This is a genomic window from Odoribacter lunatus (genome assembly GCF_943193135.1).
In the GTDB taxonomy this organism is placed as follows: Bacteria; Bacteroidota; Bacteroidia; order Bacteroidales; family Marinifilaceae; genus Culturomica; species Culturomica lunata.
This window is the reverse complement of sequence record NZ_CALPCZ010000019.1, coordinates 24,310-46,877: the sequence shown is the minus strand read 5'-3', so window position 1 is coordinate 46,877 and position 22,568 is coordinate 24,310. Positions and strand designations below refer to the sequence as shown.

At 38.0% G+C, this 22,568-nt stretch carries 18 protein-coding genes and 1 tRNA gene; 10 read left to right on the top strand and 9 right to left on the bottom strand.

Features of this window, described 5'->3' with window-relative positions; translation table 11 throughout:
* Nucleotides 1–98 precede the first annotated feature (98 nt).
* Nucleotides 99–641: an NUDIX hydrolase gene (locus NFR61_RS11190; RefSeq protein WP_338150540.1), complete on the bottom strand. Its 543-nt coding sequence runs from the start codon at nucleotides 639–641 to the stop codon at nucleotides 99–101.
* A gap of 624 nt (nucleotides 642–1,265) precedes the next feature.
* Between NFR61_RS11190 and NFR61_RS08160 the strand changes: the two genes are divergently transcribed.
* From NFR61_RS08160 to NFR61_RS08150, 3 genes are read left to right on the top strand one after another with little or no spacing between them, the layout of a single operon-like run.
* Entirely contained in the window at nucleotides 1,266–1,529 is a 264-nt protein-coding gene (locus NFR61_RS08160; protein ID WP_251622877.1) for a LysO family transporter, read from the top strand.
* A 5-nt stretch (nucleotides 1,530–1,534) separates the two neighbouring features.
* A complete protein-coding gene (locus tag NFR61_RS08155; protein WP_251622885.1) occupies nucleotides 1,535–2,137 on the top strand; it encodes a LysO family transporter in 603 nt (200 codons plus the stop codon).
* A 17-nt stretch (nucleotides 2,138–2,154) separates the two neighbouring features.
* The gene (locus NFR61_RS08150) at nucleotides 2,155–3,435 is read left to right on the top strand and encodes a M64 family metallopeptidase (protein ID WP_251622874.1); all 1,281 of its coding nucleotides are present in this window, start codon (nucleotides 2,155–2,157) and stop codon (nucleotides 3,433–3,435) included.
* A gap of 54 nt (nucleotides 3,436–3,489) precedes the next feature.
* On the opposite strand, the gene galB is transcribed toward NFR61_RS08150, so the two are convergent.
* The 7 genes from galB to NFR61_RS08115 all read right to left on the bottom strand — a co-directional run bounded on the left by galB (nucleotide 3,490) and on the right by NFR61_RS08115 (nucleotide 14,260).
* Nucleotides 3,490–5,982, bottom strand: coding sequence for a beta-galactosidase GalB (gene galB, locus NFR61_RS08145; RefSeq protein ID WP_251622871.1), 2,493 nt, complete (start codon nucleotides 5,980–5,982; stop codon nucleotides 3,490–3,492).
* Between the two features lie 207 nt (nucleotides 5,983–6,189).
* On the bottom strand, nucleotides 6,190–6,537 hold the full coding sequence (locus tag NFR61_RS08140; protein WP_251622868.1) for a hypothetical protein: 348 nt from the start codon (nucleotides 6,535–6,537) through the stop codon (nucleotides 6,190–6,192).
* Nucleotides 6,538–6,775: 238 nt separating this feature from the next.
* A complete protein-coding gene (gene gap, locus NFR61_RS08135) occupies nucleotides 6,776–7,780 on the bottom strand; it encodes a type I glyceraldehyde-3-phosphate dehydrogenase (RefSeq protein ID WP_251622865.1) in 1,005 nt (334 codons plus the stop codon).
* 485 nt (nucleotides 7,781–8,265) lie between these two features.
* Nucleotides 8,266–9,594, bottom strand: coding sequence for a tRNA lysidine(34) synthetase TilS (tilS, locus tag NFR61_RS08130; protein ID WP_251622857.1), 1,329 nt, complete (start codon nucleotides 9,592–9,594; stop codon nucleotides 8,266–8,268).
* Nucleotides 9,595–9,597: 3 nt separating this feature from the next.
* The gene (locus tag NFR61_RS08125) at nucleotides 9,598–11,469 is read right to left on the bottom strand and encodes an ABC-F family ATP-binding cassette domain-containing protein (RefSeq protein WP_251622845.1); all 1,872 of its coding nucleotides are present in this window, start codon (nucleotides 11,467–11,469) and stop codon (nucleotides 9,598–9,600) included.
* Between the two features lie 53 nt (nucleotides 11,470–11,522).
* Entirely contained in the window at nucleotides 11,523–12,239 is a 717-nt protein-coding gene (locus tag NFR61_RS08120; protein ID WP_251622842.1) for a DNA alkylation repair protein, read from the bottom strand.
* A complete protein-coding gene (locus tag NFR61_RS08115; protein WP_277613063.1) occupies nucleotides 12,218–14,260 on the bottom strand; it encodes a BatA domain-containing protein in 2,043 nt (680 codons plus the stop codon). The genes NFR61_RS08120 and NFR61_RS08115 overlap by 22 nt, the downstream gene beginning before the upstream one ends.
* A gap of 175 nt (nucleotides 14,261–14,435) precedes the next feature.
* Here NFR61_RS08115 and NFR61_RS08110 point away from each other — a divergent pair, with 175 nt between their 5' ends.
* From NFR61_RS08110 to NFR61_RS08095, 4 genes are read left to right on the top strand one after another with little or no spacing between them, the layout of a single operon-like run.
* The gene (locus NFR61_RS08110) at nucleotides 14,436–15,203 is read left to right on the top strand and encodes a ParA family protein (protein WP_251622836.1); all 768 of its coding nucleotides are present in this window, start codon (nucleotides 14,436–14,438) and stop codon (nucleotides 15,201–15,203) included.
* A 2-nt stretch (nucleotides 15,204–15,205) separates the two neighbouring features.
* Nucleotides 15,206–16,105 (top strand): ParB/RepB/Spo0J family partition protein, encoded by a 900-nt coding sequence (locus NFR61_RS08105; RefSeq protein WP_251622833.1) that lies wholly within the window; start codon nucleotides 15,206–15,208, stop codon nucleotides 16,103–16,105.
* 18 nt (nucleotides 16,106–16,123) lie between these two features.
* Nucleotides 16,124–16,789, top strand: coding sequence for a DUF5683 domain-containing protein (locus NFR61_RS08100; protein WP_251622824.1), 666 nt, complete (start codon nucleotides 16,124–16,126; stop codon nucleotides 16,787–16,789).
* A gap of 12 nt (nucleotides 16,790–16,801) precedes the next feature.
* A complete protein-coding gene (locus NFR61_RS08095) occupies nucleotides 16,802–18,340 on the top strand; it encodes a lytic transglycosylase domain-containing protein (RefSeq protein ID WP_251622822.1) in 1,539 nt (512 codons plus the stop codon).
* A gap of 54 nt (nucleotides 18,341–18,394) precedes the next feature.
* Here the strand turns inward: NFR61_RS08095 and NFR61_RS08090 are convergent.
* A tRNA-Glu gene (locus NFR61_RS08090) sits at nucleotides 18,395–18,466 on the bottom strand.
* Nucleotides 18,467–18,888: 422 nt separating this feature from the next.
* Here NFR61_RS08090 and NFR61_RS08085 point away from each other — a divergent pair.
* Genes NFR61_RS08085 through NFR61_RS08075 form a run of 3 tightly spaced genes read left to right on the top strand, consistent with a single transcriptional unit; the run spans nucleotide 18,889 to nucleotide 22,568 of the window.
* Nucleotides 18,889–20,220, top strand: a complete 1,332-nt coding sequence (locus tag NFR61_RS08085; RefSeq protein ID WP_251622812.1) for a site-specific integrase — start codon at nucleotides 18,889–18,891, stop codon at nucleotides 20,218–20,220.
* Nucleotides 20,221–20,265: 45 nt separating this feature from the next.
* Nucleotides 20,266–21,543: a PDDEXK nuclease domain-containing protein gene (locus NFR61_RS08080; protein WP_251622801.1), complete on the top strand. Its 1,278-nt coding sequence runs from the start codon at nucleotides 20,266–20,268 to the stop codon at nucleotides 21,541–21,543.
* Nucleotides 21,544–21,548: 5 nt separating this feature from the next.
* Nucleotides 21,549–22,568 carry a hypothetical protein gene (locus NFR61_RS08075; protein ID WP_251622791.1) on the top strand — a complete coding sequence of 340 codons (1,020 nt, stop codon included), beginning with the start codon at nucleotides 21,549–21,551 and terminating at the stop codon, nucleotides 22,566–22,568.

The window sequence follows — 22,568 nt, the reverse complement described above, 5'->3', positions numbered from 1 at the left end:
AAGCGTTCCTCAAAATTGTGGCGTTTATTCATAAAGTTTCCCAAAAGTTTTATGTCCAACTTTTGGGGGGCACTTCATGTGTGGCGAGACAGTCTTTTTTAGCATGTCTTGGGGATATTTTTTAGAAGGAGTTGGTACTCGTATTCAAAATTGGGGGTAAAAATATCTTTTCCACTATTTTTTTCTATTTCCTGATGAGACCAAAAACGCCCTTCGTCAACTTCGTCGTTGTCTATGTTTATCCGGTCGTATTTTGTACAGAGGAAAGAGAAGACGAGTTCTTTTTCCCGGTTGCTTTCCCAGATGTATTTGCCTAAAAGGCGGGCTTCAAATGTGGTAATGCCTAATTCTTCCCTCGTTTCCCGTTTTAAGGCTTCTTCAATTTTTTCGCCGGCACTGATATGTCCTCCGACAGCAGTGTCCCATTTGCCGGGTAGGAGTTCTTTTTTCATGCTTCTTTTTTGCAGGAAAAGGTCGTTTTGTCCGTTTATAATATGTAGGTGAACAACCGGATGCAGCAATTTGCTTCCGGAGTGGCACAGCTTTCTTGGGGCCTGACCGGTGATTTTTCCTTGTTCATTGACTAAGGGGAGCCATTCTTCTTTGGTATAACGATGATTTAACCATTTGTTGCGGAGGATGAGACAAAGAAAGAAGGCTCCTAACAGGATGTAGAGCAAGGTTCCGCTGATGAAGGAAGCTGTTTGTGGCGGACAAAGAAAGGTGGATAGGTAAACAGCTGCCGTGTGAAGACATAGTATGGCGAATAAGGTTTTTATGGTGTTTCTCATCATCTGTTGTTGAGCAGGAGACAGACGGATGGATTGACGATAGGAGGCGGGAAGTGTTTGGGTTAAGTCGCTTCGGGTGAAAGCGAATATGCCTAATAGGATACAGACAACTGTTTCGAATATGCCGGATTGCAGTTTTTCCCATAAGTTTCCGGTAGCCCAAATGGAGATGATTCCAGGGAGGCAAAAGAAAAGTGTGGTGATTAAAATGAGCCGGTCGGTAGTTTGATAACGGAGGCGCGTGTAGAGAAATTCTCCTATTCCCAGCAGGAGTGTGCAAAGGGTGCCGATAAGCGGTCCAAAGAATTCATCGGCAATGAAATAGATGGAAATTAAGAATAAAGAGGGGAGTAATTTTATTAGTTTGTTCATCGTGTTTACAGTCATTGCGTTTACGGATGACAAAGTTATAAATAGTTTAGTGTGTCCGTGTATAATTCATATCTTTGTCGGAAGTTATTATTGTAAGAAAGTATGTTGATAATTATCTGTTTAATGGTAGGAGGTGTTTTGACGGGACGTTTGACTCAGGGGCGAAATATAAAGTTTATCCGGAAGGGTATATTTACGGCCATTTTGCTATTGCTGTTTTTATTGGGACTTCAGGTCGGACATAACCGGCAGATTATGGATAATTTGGGTACGATAGGGGTGGATGCGGTATTGATTACTTTGGGAGCTGTGGGAGGAAGTGTTGGATGTGCGTGGTTGGTTTACAAGTTCTGTTTTTCTAAATGAAGGCGATGAGGGAGAGTCTGATTATAGGAATATGTTTTTTTGCAGGGGTGTTATTGGGGCGTTTGGTTGATATACCCGGGGTGTTTATCGAAGGGGAGGGGGCGTTGTATGTTTTGTATGTCCTGATGTTTTTGGTCGGGGTAAGTATCGGGCGTGACAGGGAGGTTTTACAGGCTTTGCGGCAGCAGCATTTAAAAATAGTTTTGGTGCCTTTGGCTACGATTGTAGGAACGTTGGCAGGGGTGGCTGTTATCAGTTGTGTTATACAGGGACGTTCTTTGATTGATTGTTTGGCGGTAGGTGTCGGTTTCGGTTATTATTCGCTGTCTTCAGTTTTTATAACACAATATAAGGGCGCCGAGTTGGGTACAATTGCGTTGGTGGCTAATGTTTTAAGGGAATTATTTGCTTTGTTGACAGCTCCCTGGTTGGTGCGTTATTTCGGAAAGTTGGCACCGATTTCTGTGGGAGGAGCTACTTCTATGGATACGACGTTGCCGGTGATTACTCGTTATTCAGGAAAGGAGTTTGTCGTGATTTCGATGGTACATGGTATGACTGTTGATTTTTGTGTTCCGTTTTTAGTTACTTTTTTTTGTACGATATAATATTAATGCTAAGCGTGATGAGTCGTTTTTTTATTGGAATTTTATGTTTTTGTTTTGTCGGTCAAATGGGCTATGCCCAGTTTGAAAAGTATTTTTGGGAGAAAACGTTGCGTTTTGATTTTTATCATTGCGGAGATAACCGGACGGAGTCTTATTATTTTGACGAGTTGATTGAGGAGCCTTATTGGGCGGGGTCTAAAGTGGCATTGGTGGATACGACGGGCTATGGTAATCAGATGTTTAAGATTGTCGATATAGCTACGGATGAGGTTATTTATTCCCGTTCTTATTGTACTTTGTTTAATGAGTGGCAGACTACGGATGAGGCGGGGAGAACCCATAAGTGTATGCCGGAAGGGGTGATATTCCCTTATCCGAAGAATGATGTGCGTTTGGAGTTGTATGCCCGGAATCGTCAGGGATGTTTTGAAAAGAAGTTTGAGCATGTGATTGATGTGAAGGATTGTTTTATCAAAAAGTTTACTCCTCGTTATGAGACGTTTGAAGTGATGTATAATGGTGCGCCGACTAATAAAGTGGATATTGTTTTATTGCCGGAAGGTTATGCTACGAATGAGAAGGAAAAATTTCGGCAGGCTTGTGAAGGATTTGTCCGGGAGTTTTTTAGTTATTCACCTTTTAAGGAGAAAGCGTTGCAATTTAATGTGCGGGCAGTGTGGGTCCCGTCCGCGGAATCGGGAGTGACTATGCCTGGAGAACAGGTGTGGAGGCAAACGGCGTTGAAGGCGAGTTTTTATACGTTTGGCGCGGAACGCTATCAGATGATTGAGGATTTTCAGGGGGTACGGGATGTTGCCGCTCATGTGCCTTATGAGTATATTTATATTTTGTCTAATACGCAAAAGTATGGAGGTGGCGGTATTTTTAATTTTTACGGGATTAGTGCGGCTAATCATCCGACACGTACAGGGAAGATTTATGTGCATGAGTTCGGACATGTTTTGTTGGGATTGGGGGATGAATATGGTGAGAATGCGCCGTATAGCGATATGTATCCGGAGGGAGTGGAACCGTGGGAGGAAAATTTGACGACTTTAACGGATTTCGGACGTAAGGTGATATGGAATGGACTTTTGGATTCTGCTACTCCGATTCCTACACCATTAAATGAAAAGAAGTTAGATAAGGTTGGTGTGTATGAAGGGGGCGGGTATGCAGCGAAAGGTGTTTACCGTCCGTGGCAAAATTGTTTGATGAATAATTTGCATAAGACGGATTGTTTTTGCCCTGTTTGTACGGACGCGATTGTGCGTTATGTGGATTGGCTTTGTCGGTGATGAAAAGTATCATTGAATACATTGGTATTCCAATGTATTCAATGATAGATGATTTTATTTGCTTTTTAATATAAGTGTGCCGCTTTTCAGACCTTTGGCATTTGCTTCAAATTGAATGCTTCCGGATGTTTCGGAGCTTTGAACGATGGCTGTCAGCATGCCTTTAAAAGCCGTCATTTCAGGTTTATGGAATTGTTTTATACAGGTTGCGTCACCGTTGGCGGATGCTCTGTATGTCCCTGCGCCTTTTACTTTGAAGTGAATGAGTTGTGAGGCATCCGGACACAGATTTCCATTTTTGTCTACTACTTTGACGGTAATGAAGGCTAAATCCTGGCCGTTTGCCTGTAGGATGGTGCGGTCTGCTGTTAATTCAAGATGGTGGGGTGTTCCTGCTGTATGGATTTCTTGTTGGGCGACTGGTTGGCCGTTTTCATCATAGGCAATGACTTTTACGGTGCCCGGTTCGTAACGGGTGTCCATCCACATTAAACGGTATCTTGTTTGACGGCTTAAATTTTCCAGAGAGTTTTTGTCTCCGCTGTCGGTTACTTTTACTGCAAGGTTTTTGCTGCGTTTCCCCTGACTTTTTCCGTTGATGAAGAGTTCTGCTGACGGGTAGTTTGTGTAAACAAAGATGGGGGTGATTTCTCCTTCCCGCCCTTTCCAGTTCCAATGAGGAAGAATGTGCAGGGTTTCTGCATTTTTGTTCCAGTGACTGCGATAGAGATAGTAACGGTCTTTGGGGAGCCCGGCTAAATCGACAATTCCGAATAGGGAACTATGACTAGGCCAGTCTTCATAATAAGGAGTGGGTTCTCCTAGGTAGTCAAAGCCGGTCCATACGAATTCTCCGATGCACCAAGGGTAATCTTCATGCTGGATGAAGTCGTCTTCCGGAAGATTTGACCAACTGCAATGTTCGACGTCGTAGGATGAACTTTGTTGGTCAGGATATGTAGCCATGGCTTTCCGTTCGACTGGAAATTTGTATACGCCGCGGGCACTGACCGTGGATGCCGTTTCACTTCCTAATACCAGTTTTTGAGGTAGTTTTTCGTAAGCTTCCGGATAGGCGAAGGGACGGTAATTGAATCCGGCGATGTCCATGACGGCTGCAAAGTTGTTGTTTATGACGGAGTGGGGCTGATCCATTCCTTGTGTGACGGGGCGTGTCGGGTCTTCACGATGACAAATGTCTTGTAAGAAACGGCTTACATGGGCCTGGCCTTTGGCGCTTTGTTCGGGGACTTCGTTGCCTATGCACCACATGACGATACTTGGGTTGTTCCGGTAGTGTTGGACTAAGTTGGTTAGGTCTTTTTCTACCCATTCGTCAAAAAGATGGTTGTAGCCGTTTTTGCATTTTGGGATTTTCCATTCGTCAAATGATTCCGCCATGACCATGAAACCCATTTCGTCACATAAATCAACTAATTCCGGAGCGGGCATGTTGTGGGAGGTACGAATGGCGTTGCATCCCATGTCTTTCAGTATGTTTAATTGTCTGCGGATGGCTGCTTTATTGACTGCAGCACCTAAAGGTCCTAAGTCGTGATGCAGGCAAACTCCTTGAAATACTGTTCGTTTATCGTTCAGATAAAATCCTTTGTCCGGAATAACTTTTATGGAGCGGATACCGAAACGTGTTGTGTATTCGTCTTTTAGGGTATTGTTTTCATATAGTTCGGAAGAGGCGTAATACAGTTCGGGTGTTTCGGGGCTCCAGAGGTCGGGATTTTTTACAATGAAGTTTTGTTCAAAGATGTTTTCATCGTAGGGAGTCAGGTGTGTCTCTTGTTTGGCAACGGTTTGTTTTTTACTGTTTTTAATGACTGTGATTAATTTATAGTTAGAAGCCGTACTTGCTGAAGGTGTGTTGATACGGGTTTTCAGGTTGATTTTGGCGTAGTCGGTACGGACAATCGGAGTGGTTAGTTGTGTACCCCAGACGGGTATGTGGACGTCATTTGTTACGATGAGATGTACGTTGCGGTATATGCCGGCGCCGGGATACCATCTGGATGATTCAGGTAGATTTTCCAGGCGTACGGCTAATGTATTGGGTTTGTTTTCTTCTACTAAATTTGTGATGTCGAAATGAAATGAGTTATATCCGTAAGGCCAGTAACCGGCTTCTTTCCCGTTGATGTATACCCGTGCGTGGCTCATGGCTCCGTCGAAAAGAAGGGAAACTTTTTTACCTTTATGGAATGAAGGAATATTAAATTGGGTACGATACCAGCCAGTACCTACAAAGGGTAAGCCTCCTGTTCTTCCTGATTTAAGAGAGGCTTGTTGTTCGCCATCTTGAGTGATGGCTACTTCCTGTAAGTCGTTGTTGCCGTCGAATGGTCCGTATATAGCCCAATCATGTGGAACCGTAACGTTTTGCCACTGGCTGTCATCGAAGTTTTTGGAATAGGCTTGTGAAGGATCTTCTCGTGTGAATTTCCAGTTTTTTTCTAGTAAAATCTCCTGGCGATTTTGTGCGGAAATAAATAGAATATTCCCGATGAGGATAAGAAGTAGGAAAATGTGTTTCATAAAATTAATAAAATAGTGATTTTCAAATATAGCTAAAATATTTAGATATTTATTTGGAGGTGGAGTTGTAAAGGTTGTAACCTTATTTTTCTGAAAGCGTTTAATTTATTTGTGTGACGCCAAGGGCCAGTGCTATTGGGCTAAAGAAGAGGGCTAACCGAACGTGTTCGGTGCCCTCGATAGTTTATGAAGTAGGATGTGGTGAGATTAGAGTAAATCTAGGTAAAGTTGGAAATCGAATACCCGAAAGGCTGTTTTATCAGGATATTTTTTTGTCCTCAATGAAGGAATTGAAAGCATTAGTTGAAATATTTTGAATATGTCCGGGATTTTCTTTTTCGGAATATGAGTGTGTTTTTCGTTTTCGTATTTTGTGAGGGCATATTGAAAGATACGAAATTCATATTGATTTTGAAAGTCTTCTTGCAGGTAGGTGTCAATGGGTGTGGTAATATGCCAGATTTTAAATAAGTCTTCCGGTAGGTCTGCGAATGTGACGTTAAAGTTTTGCTCTATAAATTCAAAACTGATGTGTTCGATTTCTTCAATTTTCATTCTTTATATGGACGTTATGGATTATTATATCCATAAGAAAATATGGGTTTGAAAAATAAACAGACTTACGCTCGTGTAGTTATATAGTAAAATATTTACACAAATATAGGAGTTTTGATTTAATATTGGATTGTTTTTTATTAAACCTTGTTTGTGAAGTAAATGATTTCAGTAGATTTGATAAAATAAAAAAGGATGCCTTTAAGGCATCCTTTTTCTTTTTTATTGCTTTAATGAATTACTTTACAGTGTTCATGTGAGCGATTAATTCAAGCACTTTGTTAGAATATCCCCATTCATTGTCATACCAGGATACTAATTTCACAAAGTTTTTATTTAAGGCGATACCTGCTTTAGCGTCAAAGATAGAGGTACGTGCATCTCCCAAGAAGTCAGAAGATACTACGTCTTCTTCCGTGTATCCCAAAATACCTTTCATTTCCCCTTCGGAAGCAGCTTTGATGGCAGCTTTGATTTCATCATAAGAAGCTTCTTTAGCCAAGCGGAAAGTTACGTCAACTACTGATACATCCAAGGTCGGAACCCGGAAGGACATACCTGTTAATTTTCCGTTTAATTCCGGAATAACTTTACCTACGGCTTTAGCAGCACCTGTTGAAGACGGGATGATGTTACCAGCAGCAGCACGTCCGCCTCTCCAATCTTTCATAGAAGGACCGTCAACGGTTTTTTGAGTAGCTGTTGTAGCATGAACTGTTGTCATCAAGCCTTCGATTACTCCGAATTTATCGTTGATTACTTTGGTCAGAGGTGCCAAACAGTTTGTGGTACAAGATGCGTTGGAAACAATGGTTTCACCGGCATATTTTTTGTTGTTTACACCCATTACGAACATGGGGGTATCATCTTTGGAAGGAGCTGACATAACAACACGTTTTGCTCCAGCTTTGATATGAGCTTCAGCTTTTTCTTTTGTCAAGAAAAGACCTGTTGATTCAACAACATATTCAGCTCCGATTTCATTCCATTTTAAGTTAGCCGGATCTTTTTCAGCAGTTACGCGAATTGCCTGACCATTAACAATTAATTTGCCATCTTTAGCTTCTACTGTTCCGGAGAAACGACCATGCATGGTATCATATTTTAACATATAAACCATGTAATCTACATCAATCAAGTCATTGATTCCTACGATTTCAATATCGTTTCTACTCATTGCTGCACGGAAAACTAAACGTCCGATACGGCCGAATCCATTGATTCCAACTTTAATTTTTGACATTTTGTTTTTTTTTAGTTATACTTAGTTGTAAAAGTTTATCCTAACTATGTAAGAGATTTTAAATTTACTCAAATAGAGTGGTTTATTTCGGTTGCGGCATGAGTGTAAGCCGGACATTTTTTGTCAATGGCGCAAGAGCCGAGTAAACTTGCGACCAATATTCCCAATAAAATATAAACTGCTATTTTTTTATTCTTCATGGCATTTTAATTTTTCATAGATACAAATATAGAGATAAAAATTTTAAAGAGAAAGTTTCATGTTAAAATTTAATAAGCTATGCCTTGATTTTATATGAGAAGTATACATAGAAAGAGAAATTTGAAAAATAAGGCAGGGTAAAATAGTTAAAAAAGTGATTAAAATATTTGCGCAAACGTTTTAATTGTATTATCTTTGAAGCGAGTAATAAAAATAGTTGCTTATAAGTAGTAGTAAATTTAATTGTTCGTGTGTTTAAAAAGAGGCTTCGGCCTCTTTTTATTTTATCGGATAGTAATTTTAAGTAGCGTGCGGGTTGTTGAACTGATTTTGAATCGTTCGTCAGTTCGATGTCCAATAATCCATACGATTTTGTTTTTGGATAGAAGTAATAGGCATTCTTCTTTTTGCTTGGCAGAGAATTTTTGATTGCTAAAGAAATCGCTGAGTTTTTTTTTGCAGCCATGCATGCCTAGGGGATAAAAGAAGTCCCCTTTTTCCCAATTTCGGATTTGTAACGGGAATTTGATTTTATCAAAATCAAAGTAGGCCGTATGCGGGTCTGCCGGAATTTGATGTAAGGATGTATAGGGTAGGGTTTCAAAAAACAAGTGATGCTCTCCGATATGAAAATTGCCTATCGTATTATTTATATAGAATGGCAGTTCGGAGTGTTCTTTGCGTTTATAGATAATCCAATGGCTGCGGTCTCGTGTAAGGATGTATTCTTCGCTTGCGAATTTTTTCCCCGGTAGGGCAAGATGGCTGCGGAGAATGTCTGCTGTTTGGTGTTTATTGAATCCGTAAGGGCGCAGTAATTCAAATAACAGTGTATAGGGTGCGGGGGTGTTTATTGTTTTTTCTATATGAATTAATGTTTCGTTTTCTCGTATTTGCATGACACTTTTCTTAAGAATATCAATACCGTATTGGTAAATGAGTTCCGTTTCGTATAGTGCTTGGCAGTTATTTAGAATGGTAGTCAGAAATGACGGGTTTATTTCTTTGAATACCGGAATGATTTTATGGCGTATGATGTTGCGGGTAAAATCAAGAGAATTATTGGAAGAATCGTTTCGGTATTCGATATGGTTTGCCTTGAGATAATCCAGAATTTCTTGGCGGGAACAGGAGAGGAGAGGGCGTAAGATGTCACCGTTTATGGGTTTTATTCCGCTTAATCCTTTGATGCCTGTACTTCGGCATAAGTTTATAAAGAGTGTTTCCGCTATATCGTCTGCTTGATGGCCGATGACTATATAATCCATTTGCTGCTGTTGTTTTATTTCATGAAACCAAGTGTAACGAAGTGCTCTGGCAGCCATCTCGATGCTCATGCTTTTTTCTTTGGCATACTTTGAGGTATCGAAATGTTTTGTGTATAGAGGAATTTGATGGATGTGGCAAAATTGTCGGACAAATTGTTCGTCTGTGTCGGATTCTTCTCCTCTTAAATTAAAATTACAGTGTAATGCCGTTATATTTAGATTCAGGTTTTTATATCCATATAATAGAGCAATAGAGTCGGCTCCTCCACTGACTGCGATGAGGAATCTGGCATTGCGGGCGATGTGGTGTTCTTTTAAAAAAGATAGGATGGTTTGCTGTATCATAGATTATTTTGATTCTATTTCGCTGAGTTCAAGCCATCTCATTTCTTTCTCATCCAAAATGGTGATGAGTTGGCCGATACGTTCCGATGTTTGTATTAATTCATTCGGTGATAGAGTACCTCGGCTTAATTCAGATTCTAATTGCTGTTTTTCTGTGGATAGTTTTTTTATTTCTTCCTCGAGGGTTTGGAATTCCAGTTTTTCCTTATAGCTCAAGCGTGTTTGAGTGTTTGTTTTTTTTATTGGGACTGTTTTTTTTACTTGAACTCCTTGTTCTTTTTTTCTCTTTTCTTCCTTTTCTTCTTTCCAGTTTTTGTATTGAGTATAATTACCCGAAAAGTCTTTTATGATACCATTTCCTTCAAAGGCGAAAATATGGTCTACTATTTTATCCGTAAAAAAGCGGTCATGTGATACAATAAGAAGGCATCCTTTGAAACTTTTCAGATATTCTTCGAGAACGTTTAGGGTTATGATGTCTAAATCGTTTGTCGGTTCATCGAGGATTAAGAAGTTCGGGTTGCGCATCAGTACCGTGAGCAGATATAGTCTTCTTCGTTCTCCTCCACTAAGTTTTTTGACTAATGAATATTGTTGCTGGTCTGTAAACATGAAATATTCAAGGAATTGGGAAGCAGACATGATTTGTCCGTTTCCGAGATCTATACGCTCGGCGATGTTTTTGACAATGTCTATGACCCGATCGGCTTCATTAAATTGAATGCCTGATTGTTTGTAATATCCATATACGACAGTTTCTCCGATTTCAATGGTTCCTGCGTCCGGTTGTAGATTTTGCGTAATGATATTTAAAAAGGTAGATTTCCCGATTCCGTTTTTGCCAATGATACCGATTTTTTCTCCTCGGCTGAATTTGTAGGAAAAATCATTGACCATACAAATGGAGTCGAAACTTTTATGAATGTGGTTTAATTCTAGTATCTTTTTCCCCAAACGTTGTCCTTTGATGTCCAATTCTAATTTTTTAGTGTCATTCTTTTGAGATGCGACTTCTTTGAGTTTATAGTAATTGTCAATTCGGTATTGGGCTTTATGCGAACGTGCTTGGGGCATACGGCGCATCCATTCTTGTTCAGTTCGTAACAGATTTTTGGCTTTGTCGATAGCGCTGTTGCGGTTAGCTATTCTTTCTTCCCTTTTTTCTAAATAATAAGAGTAGTTACCCTGGTAGGTATACAGACCGGAATTGTCAATTTCAATGATTTGGTTACAGACGCGATCTAAGAAATAGCGGTCATGGGTAACCATTAATAACGTGGCATTCGATACGGTTAAGTATTTTTCCAACCATTCAATCATTTCCATATCCAAATGGTTGGTCGGTTCATCTAGTATTAAAAAATCCGGATTGCTAATTAAGACCTTGGCTAAGCCGACTCTCTTTTTTTGTCCGCCGGAAAGGTGTTTAATTTTTTTGTCGTAGGTATCGAGTTTTAATTCCGAAAGAATCTGTTTTACCGTGTTTTCATAATCCCATGCGGACAGCATATCCATTTCAGGTATTAAAGTTTCTAATGCGGAATTGTCATTTCGCCGGATTGCTTCTTCGTATTTTTTAATGGTGTTGAGAGTGGGCGATTCAGAACTGAAAACTTCCTCAAACAGCGTGTTTTCTGGTATTAAAGATGGGTTTTGCTCCAAATAGCCGATAGTTATGTCATTGCGGAAAGTGACAGTACCTGTATCTGGTGTATCTTTGGCGGCTATAATTTGTAATAAAGTGGATTTACCCATGCCGTTCGGGGCAATTAATGCTACTTTATGGCTTTTTCCTATGCCGAAAGAGATGTTCTCGAATAAAAGCCGTTCGCCGAATCGTTTACTAAGGTTTTCAACTTGTAAAAAGCTAATCATAGACGAATGTTATTTGTCATTCGCAAAGATATTATTTTTGTTGGTTTATGAAATTAGCGTTTCAGCCATTTTTTACGTTCCTCTTCTGGGAAGCGCTCTATGGCATATCGTAATGTGGTACGAGGCATTTGGAGGTAATGGGCGTGTAAAAAATCGACAAGTGTATTTTTGTCTTTTTTCCCGATTTCCCGGAGTAACCAACCGGTAGCTTTGTGTATTAGGTCATGAGGATGAAGAAGAAGTTTGTCGGCGATAGCCAGACAGGTTTGGAAATTCCCCTGTCTAACAAAATACATGCAACTTACGATGGCAATACGCTGTTCCCATAAATTGGAACTGTCAGCCAATTGATAAAGAAGTGTATGTTCTTTGTCTTGCAACCAGTGTCCTAATAATATATAGCAGGATAAATCGACTAAATCCCAGTTATTAATAAAGTGTGTATGGCTTAAATAAAATCGGATGTAATTTTCTTTTTCCGTCGTAGTTTTGCTTTTTTGGTATTTCTGTATAAGAATGAATAAAGCTGTGAGACGGTGCTCGTGGAAAGGGGAGCTTATTAAATCCTTGATAGCATCCATTCCCGCATAGGCATATTTCTTGGCGATACTTCTTTGTTCGGGGACTTTGACCCCGAGAAATTGATCCCCTTCTCCGTATTCTCCTTTGCCTGTTTTAAAGAAGCGGGAAAGATGTAATGCTTTTTCCGGAGAGCCAAGAGCTTCCAGCTCGGCTTTTATTTCTTCCGCTACATTAATTTTCTTTTCCATATCCATTGTTCGGCTAAAAGGGTTAGGAGTGCTAATAATATGAACCAACTAGCAAAATAGTGGTTATTGTCTTGCAAAACGATTTCTTTTATTAATTCACTGTTGTGGTCGAATTGTGTGGTTTTGATTTCTTCGGTTCGGGCTTCCGGAAAATGTTTTTGTATTTCCTCACTGTGACAGAATTGCATTTGTGATTCGCTGCGGTCGTAATTGCACGCTATTATATCAATGGTATGATTGTCGCGGATAACGTTGTATAGTCCGGCCTCCTTTAATTCTTTCGTATTTACCATGATTAGGTTGCCACTGAAATCTTTTCGTATTTCAGGTATGAATTCGACGGTATTGTTTTCGTTGCGTACGAAAATGTGGTTATCGTTATCTGATTGATAAGGTTGGAGGTAGAGTTGTTTATTTGAGTTTAGAAACCACGAGGTATTCAGATTGGAATTTAAATTGTATGACATGTTTACCATGATAGGGACAAAAAGTGGGTGATACACCATGTCGCTATTGTCCGGAGCAAAACTGAATGTTGATATGTAAAGTTTTCCGTGGCCAGAATTCTGTATGGCTAACAGAATATTTCCCTTTTTATCGCTTAGGAGTTGTTCTGCTTTGTCTGTGGGACTAATGTGATAAAATTGCTTTATGTAAGGTAGCGTTGTATTCTGTTCTAATTTTTCGAATACCTCTTTAAACAAATCCGCTTGAACTTCAATTTTTTCAATGACAGTGTTAGTATCTGAATGTAAAAATTGAGGAGCATGAATTTTTTGTAGCAGGTTATTCAAAATATTTACGGATAGCTGTTCTCCAGGTATAATGAAGAGATTACCGCCTTTGTTGAGATAAGTTTCAAGGGCACTGCTTAGCCCGGAAGTTAATTGTTCGATACGGTCAAGAATAATCAGGTTGTAATTGTTTAATCTTAAGTTGGAGGCTTGATTTACATTAAGATACTGAATATGGAAAGCGTTTGAATCGGCAAATAGTTTTTCAAAATAAGGTAAGTGTTCATTTTGTTCGATACACAGGATATTTATTTTATCTTTTAGATTGTAGCTGAAGAAAAATTTATTGTCAAATACAATAGGTAAGTCGGTTATTTCGATGACTCCCTGGCAGAAATCTTCTGCATTGTTCAGGTAATTGATTTCGACGGTAGTTTCTCCTTGTGCCGGGATATTGGCTTTATGAATGTTTTTTTTCTTTCCGTTGATAGTTAAGGTTACCGGAATATTATTAAAGTTTTGGGCAGAAGAATTGGCAAGGGTAATGGTAAGTTTCTCGTTTTGATTTTTTTGATGGAAGAGATGTTCAAATTGTACATCTTTTATATAAAGGTTGTTTGTATTTTCTGGATGAAGTATTAGAAATATCGGTGTGATTAAAGAATCTTGGGCAATGTGTTGAAAGTCACAATTGGTAGATTGGAAATCAGACAGGAGGAATAATGTTGTTTTTTTATCTTTGGCCAATTCCTGGGTTGTGCGGAAGATTTCCGATAAATACTTGCTTTGGGGACTGATTTTTAATCCGCTTAATGTGTTAATGATTTCGTCCTTCGATAAGGAAGGTAAATTTTGGTTGTCATTGGTGAGGAGAAAAAAACTGGTTCCTGTGGGATAAGTATTTAGAATATCAAATAAATGCTTTTTGGCTTCTTCCAGCAATGTACCGTGCGAACCGGTATTGGACATAGAAAATGAGTTGTCAAGGTAGATAACGACTTGTGTTTTTTCCTTATCGGTAGTCTGGGTATTGCGGGGAGTTGTATAAGGATAGGCAAAAGCGATGATGATAAAACTTAGTATCAAAAGCCGTAACACTAACAGGAGTATATTTTTTAGGCGGGAACTGTTTTTCTTCTGTTGTTGTAAGGCTTGAAGAAAATTGAAATTACTGAAATATATTTTTTTGTATTTCTTAAAACTGAAAAAATGTAGTATTATGGGAATGGCTAGTAAAAACAATCCATATAAAAATTCCGGATGTAGAAAATGAATAAAGTCTAACATATTTATCTCGTGTTTTATGTCGTAAAAATAGTAATTAATTTTGGAACTCAAATCTCCGGTTAGAGAATGAATGTGTTAATAAAAAAGCTCGGAGTGTTATTAAAAAATCAGCTAAAAACGGGTATGGTTTATTTTTTATGTGTATTTTTACAACCTAATCGTAAAATGGTAATTTATGGCTAAAATTATTGCTATTGCAAATCAAAAAGGTGGTGTAGGAAAAACGACGACTTCTGTTAATTTAGCTGCAAGCTTGGCTGTTTTGGAAAAGAAAGTGTTATTGGTGGATGCGGATCCGCAGGGGAATGCAACTTCGGGATTGGGATATGAGTTGAAAGAATTGGATAATGCGACAATTTATGAATGTATTGTCGACGGATTGGATCCGGAAAAGGCGATATTAAAAACAGAAATAGAAGGATTGTTTTTACTTCCTTCCAATATAGATTTGGTAGGTGCGGAGTTAGAGATGCTGAATTTTGAAGAGCGTGAAAAGGTACTATTGAAAATATTAAAAGCTGTAGAAAATCAGTATGATTATATTTTGATTGACTGTTCTCCTTCTTTGGGACTGATAACAGTCAACTCACTTACAGCAGCCAATTCAGTCATTATACCGGTACAATGTGAATATTTGGCTTTGGAGGGATTAGGTAAATTGTTGAATACCATCAAAATTATACAGAAACGCTTAAATACGGAACTGGAAATAGAAGGTTTTGTATTGACGATGTATGATGCACGTTTGCGTCTGTCAAATCAAGTAGCGGCAGAAGTCAAAAAGCATTTTGAAGATATGGTATTTGATACAATGATTCAGCGAAGTATTAAACTGGCGGAGGCTCCGAGTTATGGGCAGCCGGTTATTTTATATGATGCGGAAAGTCGTGGTTCAGTAAATTATTTGAATCTTGCTAAAGAATTAATAGATAAAAATAATTAATTTTGATTATGGTGAAAAGAAGTGCATTGGGAAGGGGCTTGGGAGCTTTGATAACAGATGCTGCGGAGGATGCGAAGCCTAGAACGGAAGCGGTGGCTTCCATATTGGATTTGAAACTTGAAGATATACAGCCGAATCCATTTCAGCCGCGGACAGAGTTTGATGAGGCGGCATTGAATGAATTGGCGGCTTCGATAAAATCGATTGGCATTGTTCAGCCGATTACGGTGAGGGCTAAGGCTGATGGAAAATATGAAATCATAGCCGGAGAAAGAAGATTTCGGGCTTCTAAATTGGCCGGTTTGGAGACGATACCGGCCTATATTCGTAATACAGAAGATGAGAGTTTGCTGGAATTGGCATTGATTGAGAATATCCAGCGGGAAGATTTAAATGCAATCGAGGTTGCGATTAGCTATCAGCGTTTGTTGGATGAATGCAAACTTACTCAAGATGCATTGAGCGAAAGAGTTGGGAAAAATAGAGCGACTATTTCCAATTATTTGCGTCTGTTGAGATTGCCGGCACAAATTCAATTGGCAATTAAGGATAAAAAAATATCAATGGGGCATGCCCGTGCCATCATAAATATAGAGGATCAGGAAACTCAGTTTATGATTTTTGAACAGATATTGAAATATGATTTTTCTGTTCGGAAAGTAGAAGAAATTGTGCGGGAATTGGCAAACCCCAAACCGGAACCTAAAGAAGAAAAAATCCTAACATCTAAGAAAAGTGATGAAATTGGAGATTATATAGAATTACAACAACATCTTTCAAGGCGTTTTGAAACAAAAGTCGAATTGAAACGAAATGCGGAGGGGAAAGGTAAAATCGTAATTGCATTCAAATCCGATGTTGAACTGGAAAAAATTATCGGATTATTGGATAAAATAGGGTAAGCAATATATAGAGAAAACGTGAGAAAGTTGTTTTTATTTTTAGTCGTATTGTGGCAATGTACAGATGTTTTTGCTGTAGATATGCCTCAGGATACGCTAATAATTGATAAGCAACTTACGGATACGGTAAAAACAGAAGAGGTGAATATAGAGTTGAAATCTCATTCTCCTCATAAAGCTACTATTTACGCGATGGTCTTGCCGGGATTGGGACAAATTTACAATCGTCAGTGGTGGAAATTGCCGATTCTGTATGGAGGGATTGGTGCGACAGTCTATGGTATTAGTTGGAATAGTCGCAACTTGAAAAAATATAAATCTGCATATATAGATTATTCTCGTTATTTGGAAGAGAAGGCAAAAAATCCGGAGCTGCCTTATCCAGAGTCACCTTCTTGGGAAAAGGTATATGTCGGAGGGGGAGTCGAAGATTTTACATCTCAACAGCAATCCAATTTCCAGACCCAATTGAAGAACAGGAAGAACAACTTTAAGCGAAATAGGGATTTATTGTATATTGTGATGGGAGGAATTTATGCGATTCAAATTATAGATGCTTGTGTATTTGCTCATTTTTATGACTTTGAAATAAATGAAGATTTGTCATTGAATCTTCATCCTGACTCATTTTATACACCGGTAGCGGGAGGAATGGTAGGATTAACTTTAACATTAAATTTTTAAGGAGTATAGTTTATGCGTTTGTTGATTTTTATTGGGGTACTCTTTTTGTGTGGAAACGTAACGGCTCAAAATGAGGGAAAGACGGAAAATAGCTGGAATTTAGAACGGGATAGTATTTCTGCGGAGTTTATGCGAATAATAGATAATGGATACATGTATTGGCATAAAGGATTAAAGGAGGAAATAGAATATGGTGACTCTTCCCGTATTTTGGGAAATCAGTTTGGACTGGTAAGTGATTCGCTCTATTTAATGCGTTTAGATTCATTGCATTCTGCAATAAAGCTCTCATACAATGATATCGTACGTAATTTTATCGAAATGTATGTAGTGAAAAAGAGAATGCAGGTAGCGGCAATGTTGGGATTGAGTGAATATTACTTTCCTATTTTTGAAGAAATGTTGGCAGCTAATTGTCTTCCGCTTGAACTGAAATATCTTCCGGTAATTGAAAGTGCTTTAAATCCTTTAGCGCGCTCAAGAGTCGGAGCTTGCGGTTTATGGCAATTCATGTACTATACGGGAAGGCAATATAAGTTGGAAATTAATTCATACATTGACGAACGCTATGATCCTGTGAAATCGACAGAAGCTGCTGTTCGTTATCTAAGTGATTTGTATACTATTTATGATGATTGGATTTTAGTGATTGCTGCTTACAACTGTGGACCGGGAAATGTAAATAAAGCAATTCGGCGTTCAGGAGGGAAAAAGAATTATTGGGATATTTATTATCACTTGCCGCGGGAGACCAGGGGATATGTTCCTGCTTTTATTGCAGCAATGTATGCTTTTAACTATGCAAAGGAACACAACATTTATCCTTTGGAGTCTAAATTGCCCCTATTATGTGATACTTTAATGGTAAATGACGCATTGCATTTTGAGCAGATATCCCAAAACATGGATATCTCTTCAGATGAGTTGAGGAACATAAATCCTCAATACTATAAAGGTATTATACCTGCCGGCTTTGGAAAATCGTATGCCTTGAAATTACCTTATAACCATGTATCTGTTTTTATCGATAATCAGGATACGATATTTGCTTATAACCGTAAAAAATATTTTGATGATAGTGACAGAATAGCCAATCCTAATGACCGTTTTCGGAGATATGCGCATGCAGCGACAATTTCGGGGGATAAAGCTCGTTTGGTATATACTGTGAGAAATGGGGATGTTCCGGGGACTATTGCAGCAAAATTTAAGGTATCTTTAAACGATCTAAAATACTGGAATAATCTTAATAAGCGGATGACTATACGTGTGGGACAAAAACTGGTTATTTACGTTTCTCCCCAAAATGCGGCCCAATATGCAAATGAAACAAAGTATGAGGGAAAAACAAACAATGAAACCAATGTGCCTCAAGTAGAAACGATAGATGGAGAATTTATTTACTATACGGTGAAACGTGGAGAGAATCTTTGGACAATTGCTAAGAAATATCCGGGGGTATCCAATAGGGATATAATGAAATGGAATGGAATTAGCGAAAGTCAGGTGAAAGACCTGAAGCCCGGGCAAAAATTAAAAATTAAAATTTGATATCGAAAAATTCTATAAATTAAAAAAGGTCAGTATAAAACTGACCTTTTTTAGTAGCGGTACCGGGAATCGAACCCGAGTTTCAAGAATGAGAATCTTGCGTCCTAACCCCTAGACGATACCGCCCTTTTGTTATCTCCGACAAAAGTAATATGGATTTTTTTATTCTCCAAATTTGTATCTTGAAACTTTATGAGTGGGATTGTTTACTATGATTTTTATTGTTATTTTCAATAGTGCAAAGAATGAAAGTTGTTGGACTTTGACTACTGGATTTTATATGTCCAACGAAAAGTCCAACAAACTTCTTTTCTCAACGTTCATTTTTATTCATTTTATTGCATATAAGAAAATCCTGCAACTTAATGAATTGCAGGATTTTTTCATCGTCTTTCCTTGTCTTTCATCAGACTTGGGTGGAGCAGCAGGCTCTCTCATCTTTGTATTCATGTAATATCACAAATACTCTAATTATCTATTAATAACCAGTTTATTACAATTTTATATTTAATCAAAATAAAATGAAATATCGTTGGTAATATTAAAAAATGGGTGTAGATTTGGGTGTAAATTTTTACATCCAGATTATGAATATCAAGCGTAATATAACTTTCTGTTTAGAGAATCGAAAAAAAGACGGGAAACCTATTATTGAGAATGTACCTATTCGAATGCGTGTTGTTTATTCCGGTCACCGGATTGAATTTACAACTGGATATCGGATAGATTTAGCCAAGTGGAATGAAAAATTACAACGGGTAAAGAATAATTGTACCAATAAGTTGAAACAAACGGCATCTGAAATTAACGCTGATTTGTTGAAATATTATACAGATATTCAAGAAATTTTTAAAGAGTTTGAGGTTCAGGGATGTGTCCCTACACCGCAGCAAGTAAAGAATTTTTTTAACGAGAAAAATAAAAAACTTGTGAATCTTGAACTAGCAGGTGATAAAAAAGGAATAGTTTCTTTTGTAGAAATTTATGATGAATTTGTGAAAGAGTGCGGTATTCAAAACAACTGGACAATATCGACTTATAAAAAAATGTCCGTTGTGAAAAATCACTTGATGGCTTTTGATCCTGCGCTTTCTCCTGGAGCTTTTGATGAGGCTAAGTTAGCGAACTATGTGAATTATCTTCGAGAGGTAAAAGGTATGAGGAATGTGACCATTGGAAAGCAAATCGGTTTTCTTAAATGGTTTTTGCGTTGGTGCATAAAGAAAGGATATTGTAAGGATAATACTTTTGAGAATTTTAAACCTAAATTAAAGAATACGCAGAAAAAAGTAATATTCCTTACTTGGGAAGAGTTGTCGAAATTGAGGGAATATCAGATACCGCCAACAAAACAATATTTGGAACGTGTCCGTGACGTATTCTTATTTTGTTGTTTTACCAGTCTGAGATATTCTGACGCTTATAACCTCCGGCGTAGTGATGTGAAATCCGATCATATTGAGATTACAACAGTAAAAACAGCCGATAGCCTTACCATTGAATTAAACGACCATAGCAGGGCTATTCTGGAAAAATATAAAGATGTCCATTTCAGAGGTGATAAGGCTTTACCTGTTATCAGCAATCAGAAAATGAACGATTATCTGAAGGAATTGGGTGAACTGGCAGGAATTGACGAACCGATACGGGAAACTTATTACAAAGGAAATGAACGCATTGACGAAGTTACGCCTAAATATGCCCTTTTAGGAACTCATGCCGGACGCAGAACTTTTATTTGTAATGCCTTATCTTTGGGAATTCCTGCACAGGTAGTAATGAAATGGACGGGGCATAGTGATTATAAAGCGATGAAACCCTATATTGATATTGCAGATGATATTAAAGCTAACGCCATGAGTAAATTTAACCAGTTATGATATTTCTGTTTACCTTTGTGACGGAATCAGTTTAAAAGAAAAGTAATGGATAAAATAGGAAACATAATACATCAACGGGAATTTGATTCATTTGTAGATATTCTTGGAGCAGAGATAGAGCAAGCACAGATAAAATTAGTTTCTGTTGCTAATGTCCAATTACTTTTACATTACTGGAAAGTGGGGCATTTTATTATGTATAATCAAAACAGATTGGGGTGGGGAAGTAAAATTATAGCGAAAACAGCAAATGCCATTAAAGCAAAATATCCTGATAAAAAAGGGTATTCTCCCCGGAATTTGACTTATATGTGTCAGTTTGCTAAACAATATCCCATTAAAGTTCTGAAGCGGTTAGCTGCTGCTGATATGGAAATGGAGTGTCCGACCGTGGAGAAAGTTATTGCTGTTGTAAGGCTTTTAAACGAATTTGAATTTACGCAAGAACCTCTTGCGCAAATTCACTCAGGCGATTCTTTAGTGGATGGTTTAGAGGTAAACAATCTGGAGAATGCACTTTTAGAAATTACGCAAGAACCTCTTGCGCAGTTAGAGCAATTGTTTAAAACTTCTGCCATTGCATCCATAAATTGGGCTGCTCATGTGGTTTTGATGAATAGTAAATTGAAATTAGGGTTGAGGTATTGGTATATGAAGCAAACACTTGAATGTGGTTGGAGTAGTAATATCCTTGACATTCAGGTTAAGAGTGATTTATTTCAACGTCAGATTAAAGAGAAAAAAGTAAACAATTTTACAGTCACGCTTCCTGAGCCGCAGAGTGATTTAGCCAATTATCTGTTGAAAGATCCTTATATTTTTGATTTGGCAGGGCTGAAAGAGCGTGCCGATGAGCGGGATATTGAACAACAACTGGTGACTCATGTAACAAAGTACCTTCTGGAAATGGGTACAGGATTTGCATTTGTTGCCCGTCAGAAACATTTTCAGATTGGTGAGTCTGACTTTTATGCTGATTTGATTTTGTATAACATAAAACTTCATGCATACGTGGTGATAGAGCTGAAAGCTACTCCATTTAAACCGGAATACGCGGGACAGCTTAATTTCTATATCAATGTGGTAGATGATAAATTAAGGGGTGAAAATGATAATAAAACGATAGGATTACTGCTTTGCAGAGGAAAAAATGAGGTAGTGGCTCAATATGCTTTAGCAAATTATAATCAACCCATTGGAATTAGTGATTATCAATTAAGTAAGGCTGTCCCCGAAGATTTAAAATCAACTCTTCCTTCCATTGAAGAAGTAGAACAGGAATTAACTCAGCTATTGGAACGTAGTGAAGAAGAAAACAGATAAAACTTATGCCTATAACCGATTTTCTCCCTCAATATAGAGAACTGAACACCATATTTACAAATGCTGTTAATAATGGTACGGTTAGTTATGCCGAACAATGTTTAATTACCGAATTCTGGAATAAATATCATGATGTAAAATTGTTTGAGAAAATGGTGCTTGACCTTATACTTGAAAAGGACAAATCTACTTATATATTATTATTGGAAAACATTGAGTCAGAAGTAAAGGATAATATCCGGCAATATGAATCTGCAAAAGAGAGTTTAGATGGAATAAATGTGATGGATGTTTGTTTGGAGGCTGTGCGGGAGTATGATTCCCCTATAAAATGTCAATCACAAGTTGTTCAAAAATATTGGAGAGAGCTATGTAGTATCGAAGGGGGATTGGATTCGATAGGCTTTAGGGAACATACTCAACAAGAAGAAGAACGATTGTGGAAACAAAGGGAAGAGGTAAAGACATCCCATGATGAAGAACAGAAGAAATTGGTTGCACTTTATGAAGAACAAGAAAAATTTCGAAGAGAATCATTAAAATATATTATAAACCTCTTTGGCTCTATATACAACCTGAGTCTTGTATTTAATAAAATTGTCAATAACTACCTCGCTAAAGGAATAAGGTCTGATGAGAAAAAACAAAAAGTAATGAAGGATGGGGAGGAAGAAACGAAAAGTTTGCCTCAGGTATCTTTGACAATAGAACCGAATATGATTTTCAGAACAAAGATGTATGAAAAGTTTCTTCTTTTAGAATCTAAACTTGTTGATAATAAATATCTGGATGCAGAACTTCATTGGAAATCCGTACATGGAAATGGTAAACCGGATATAAAAAAATTAGTTATATTTTTAATTGCTCTAATAGATAATAATTATTTCTTGCCTAACAAAGATCCTCAAATAAAGACATTTTTTGAATCCCGTTACCATATAGCTATAGGACAAAATTTTGAGAGAAAAAGACGTGAATCGCTTACCAATGAATATAAGGTGGTGTTCTATGATTATTCGTTTTGA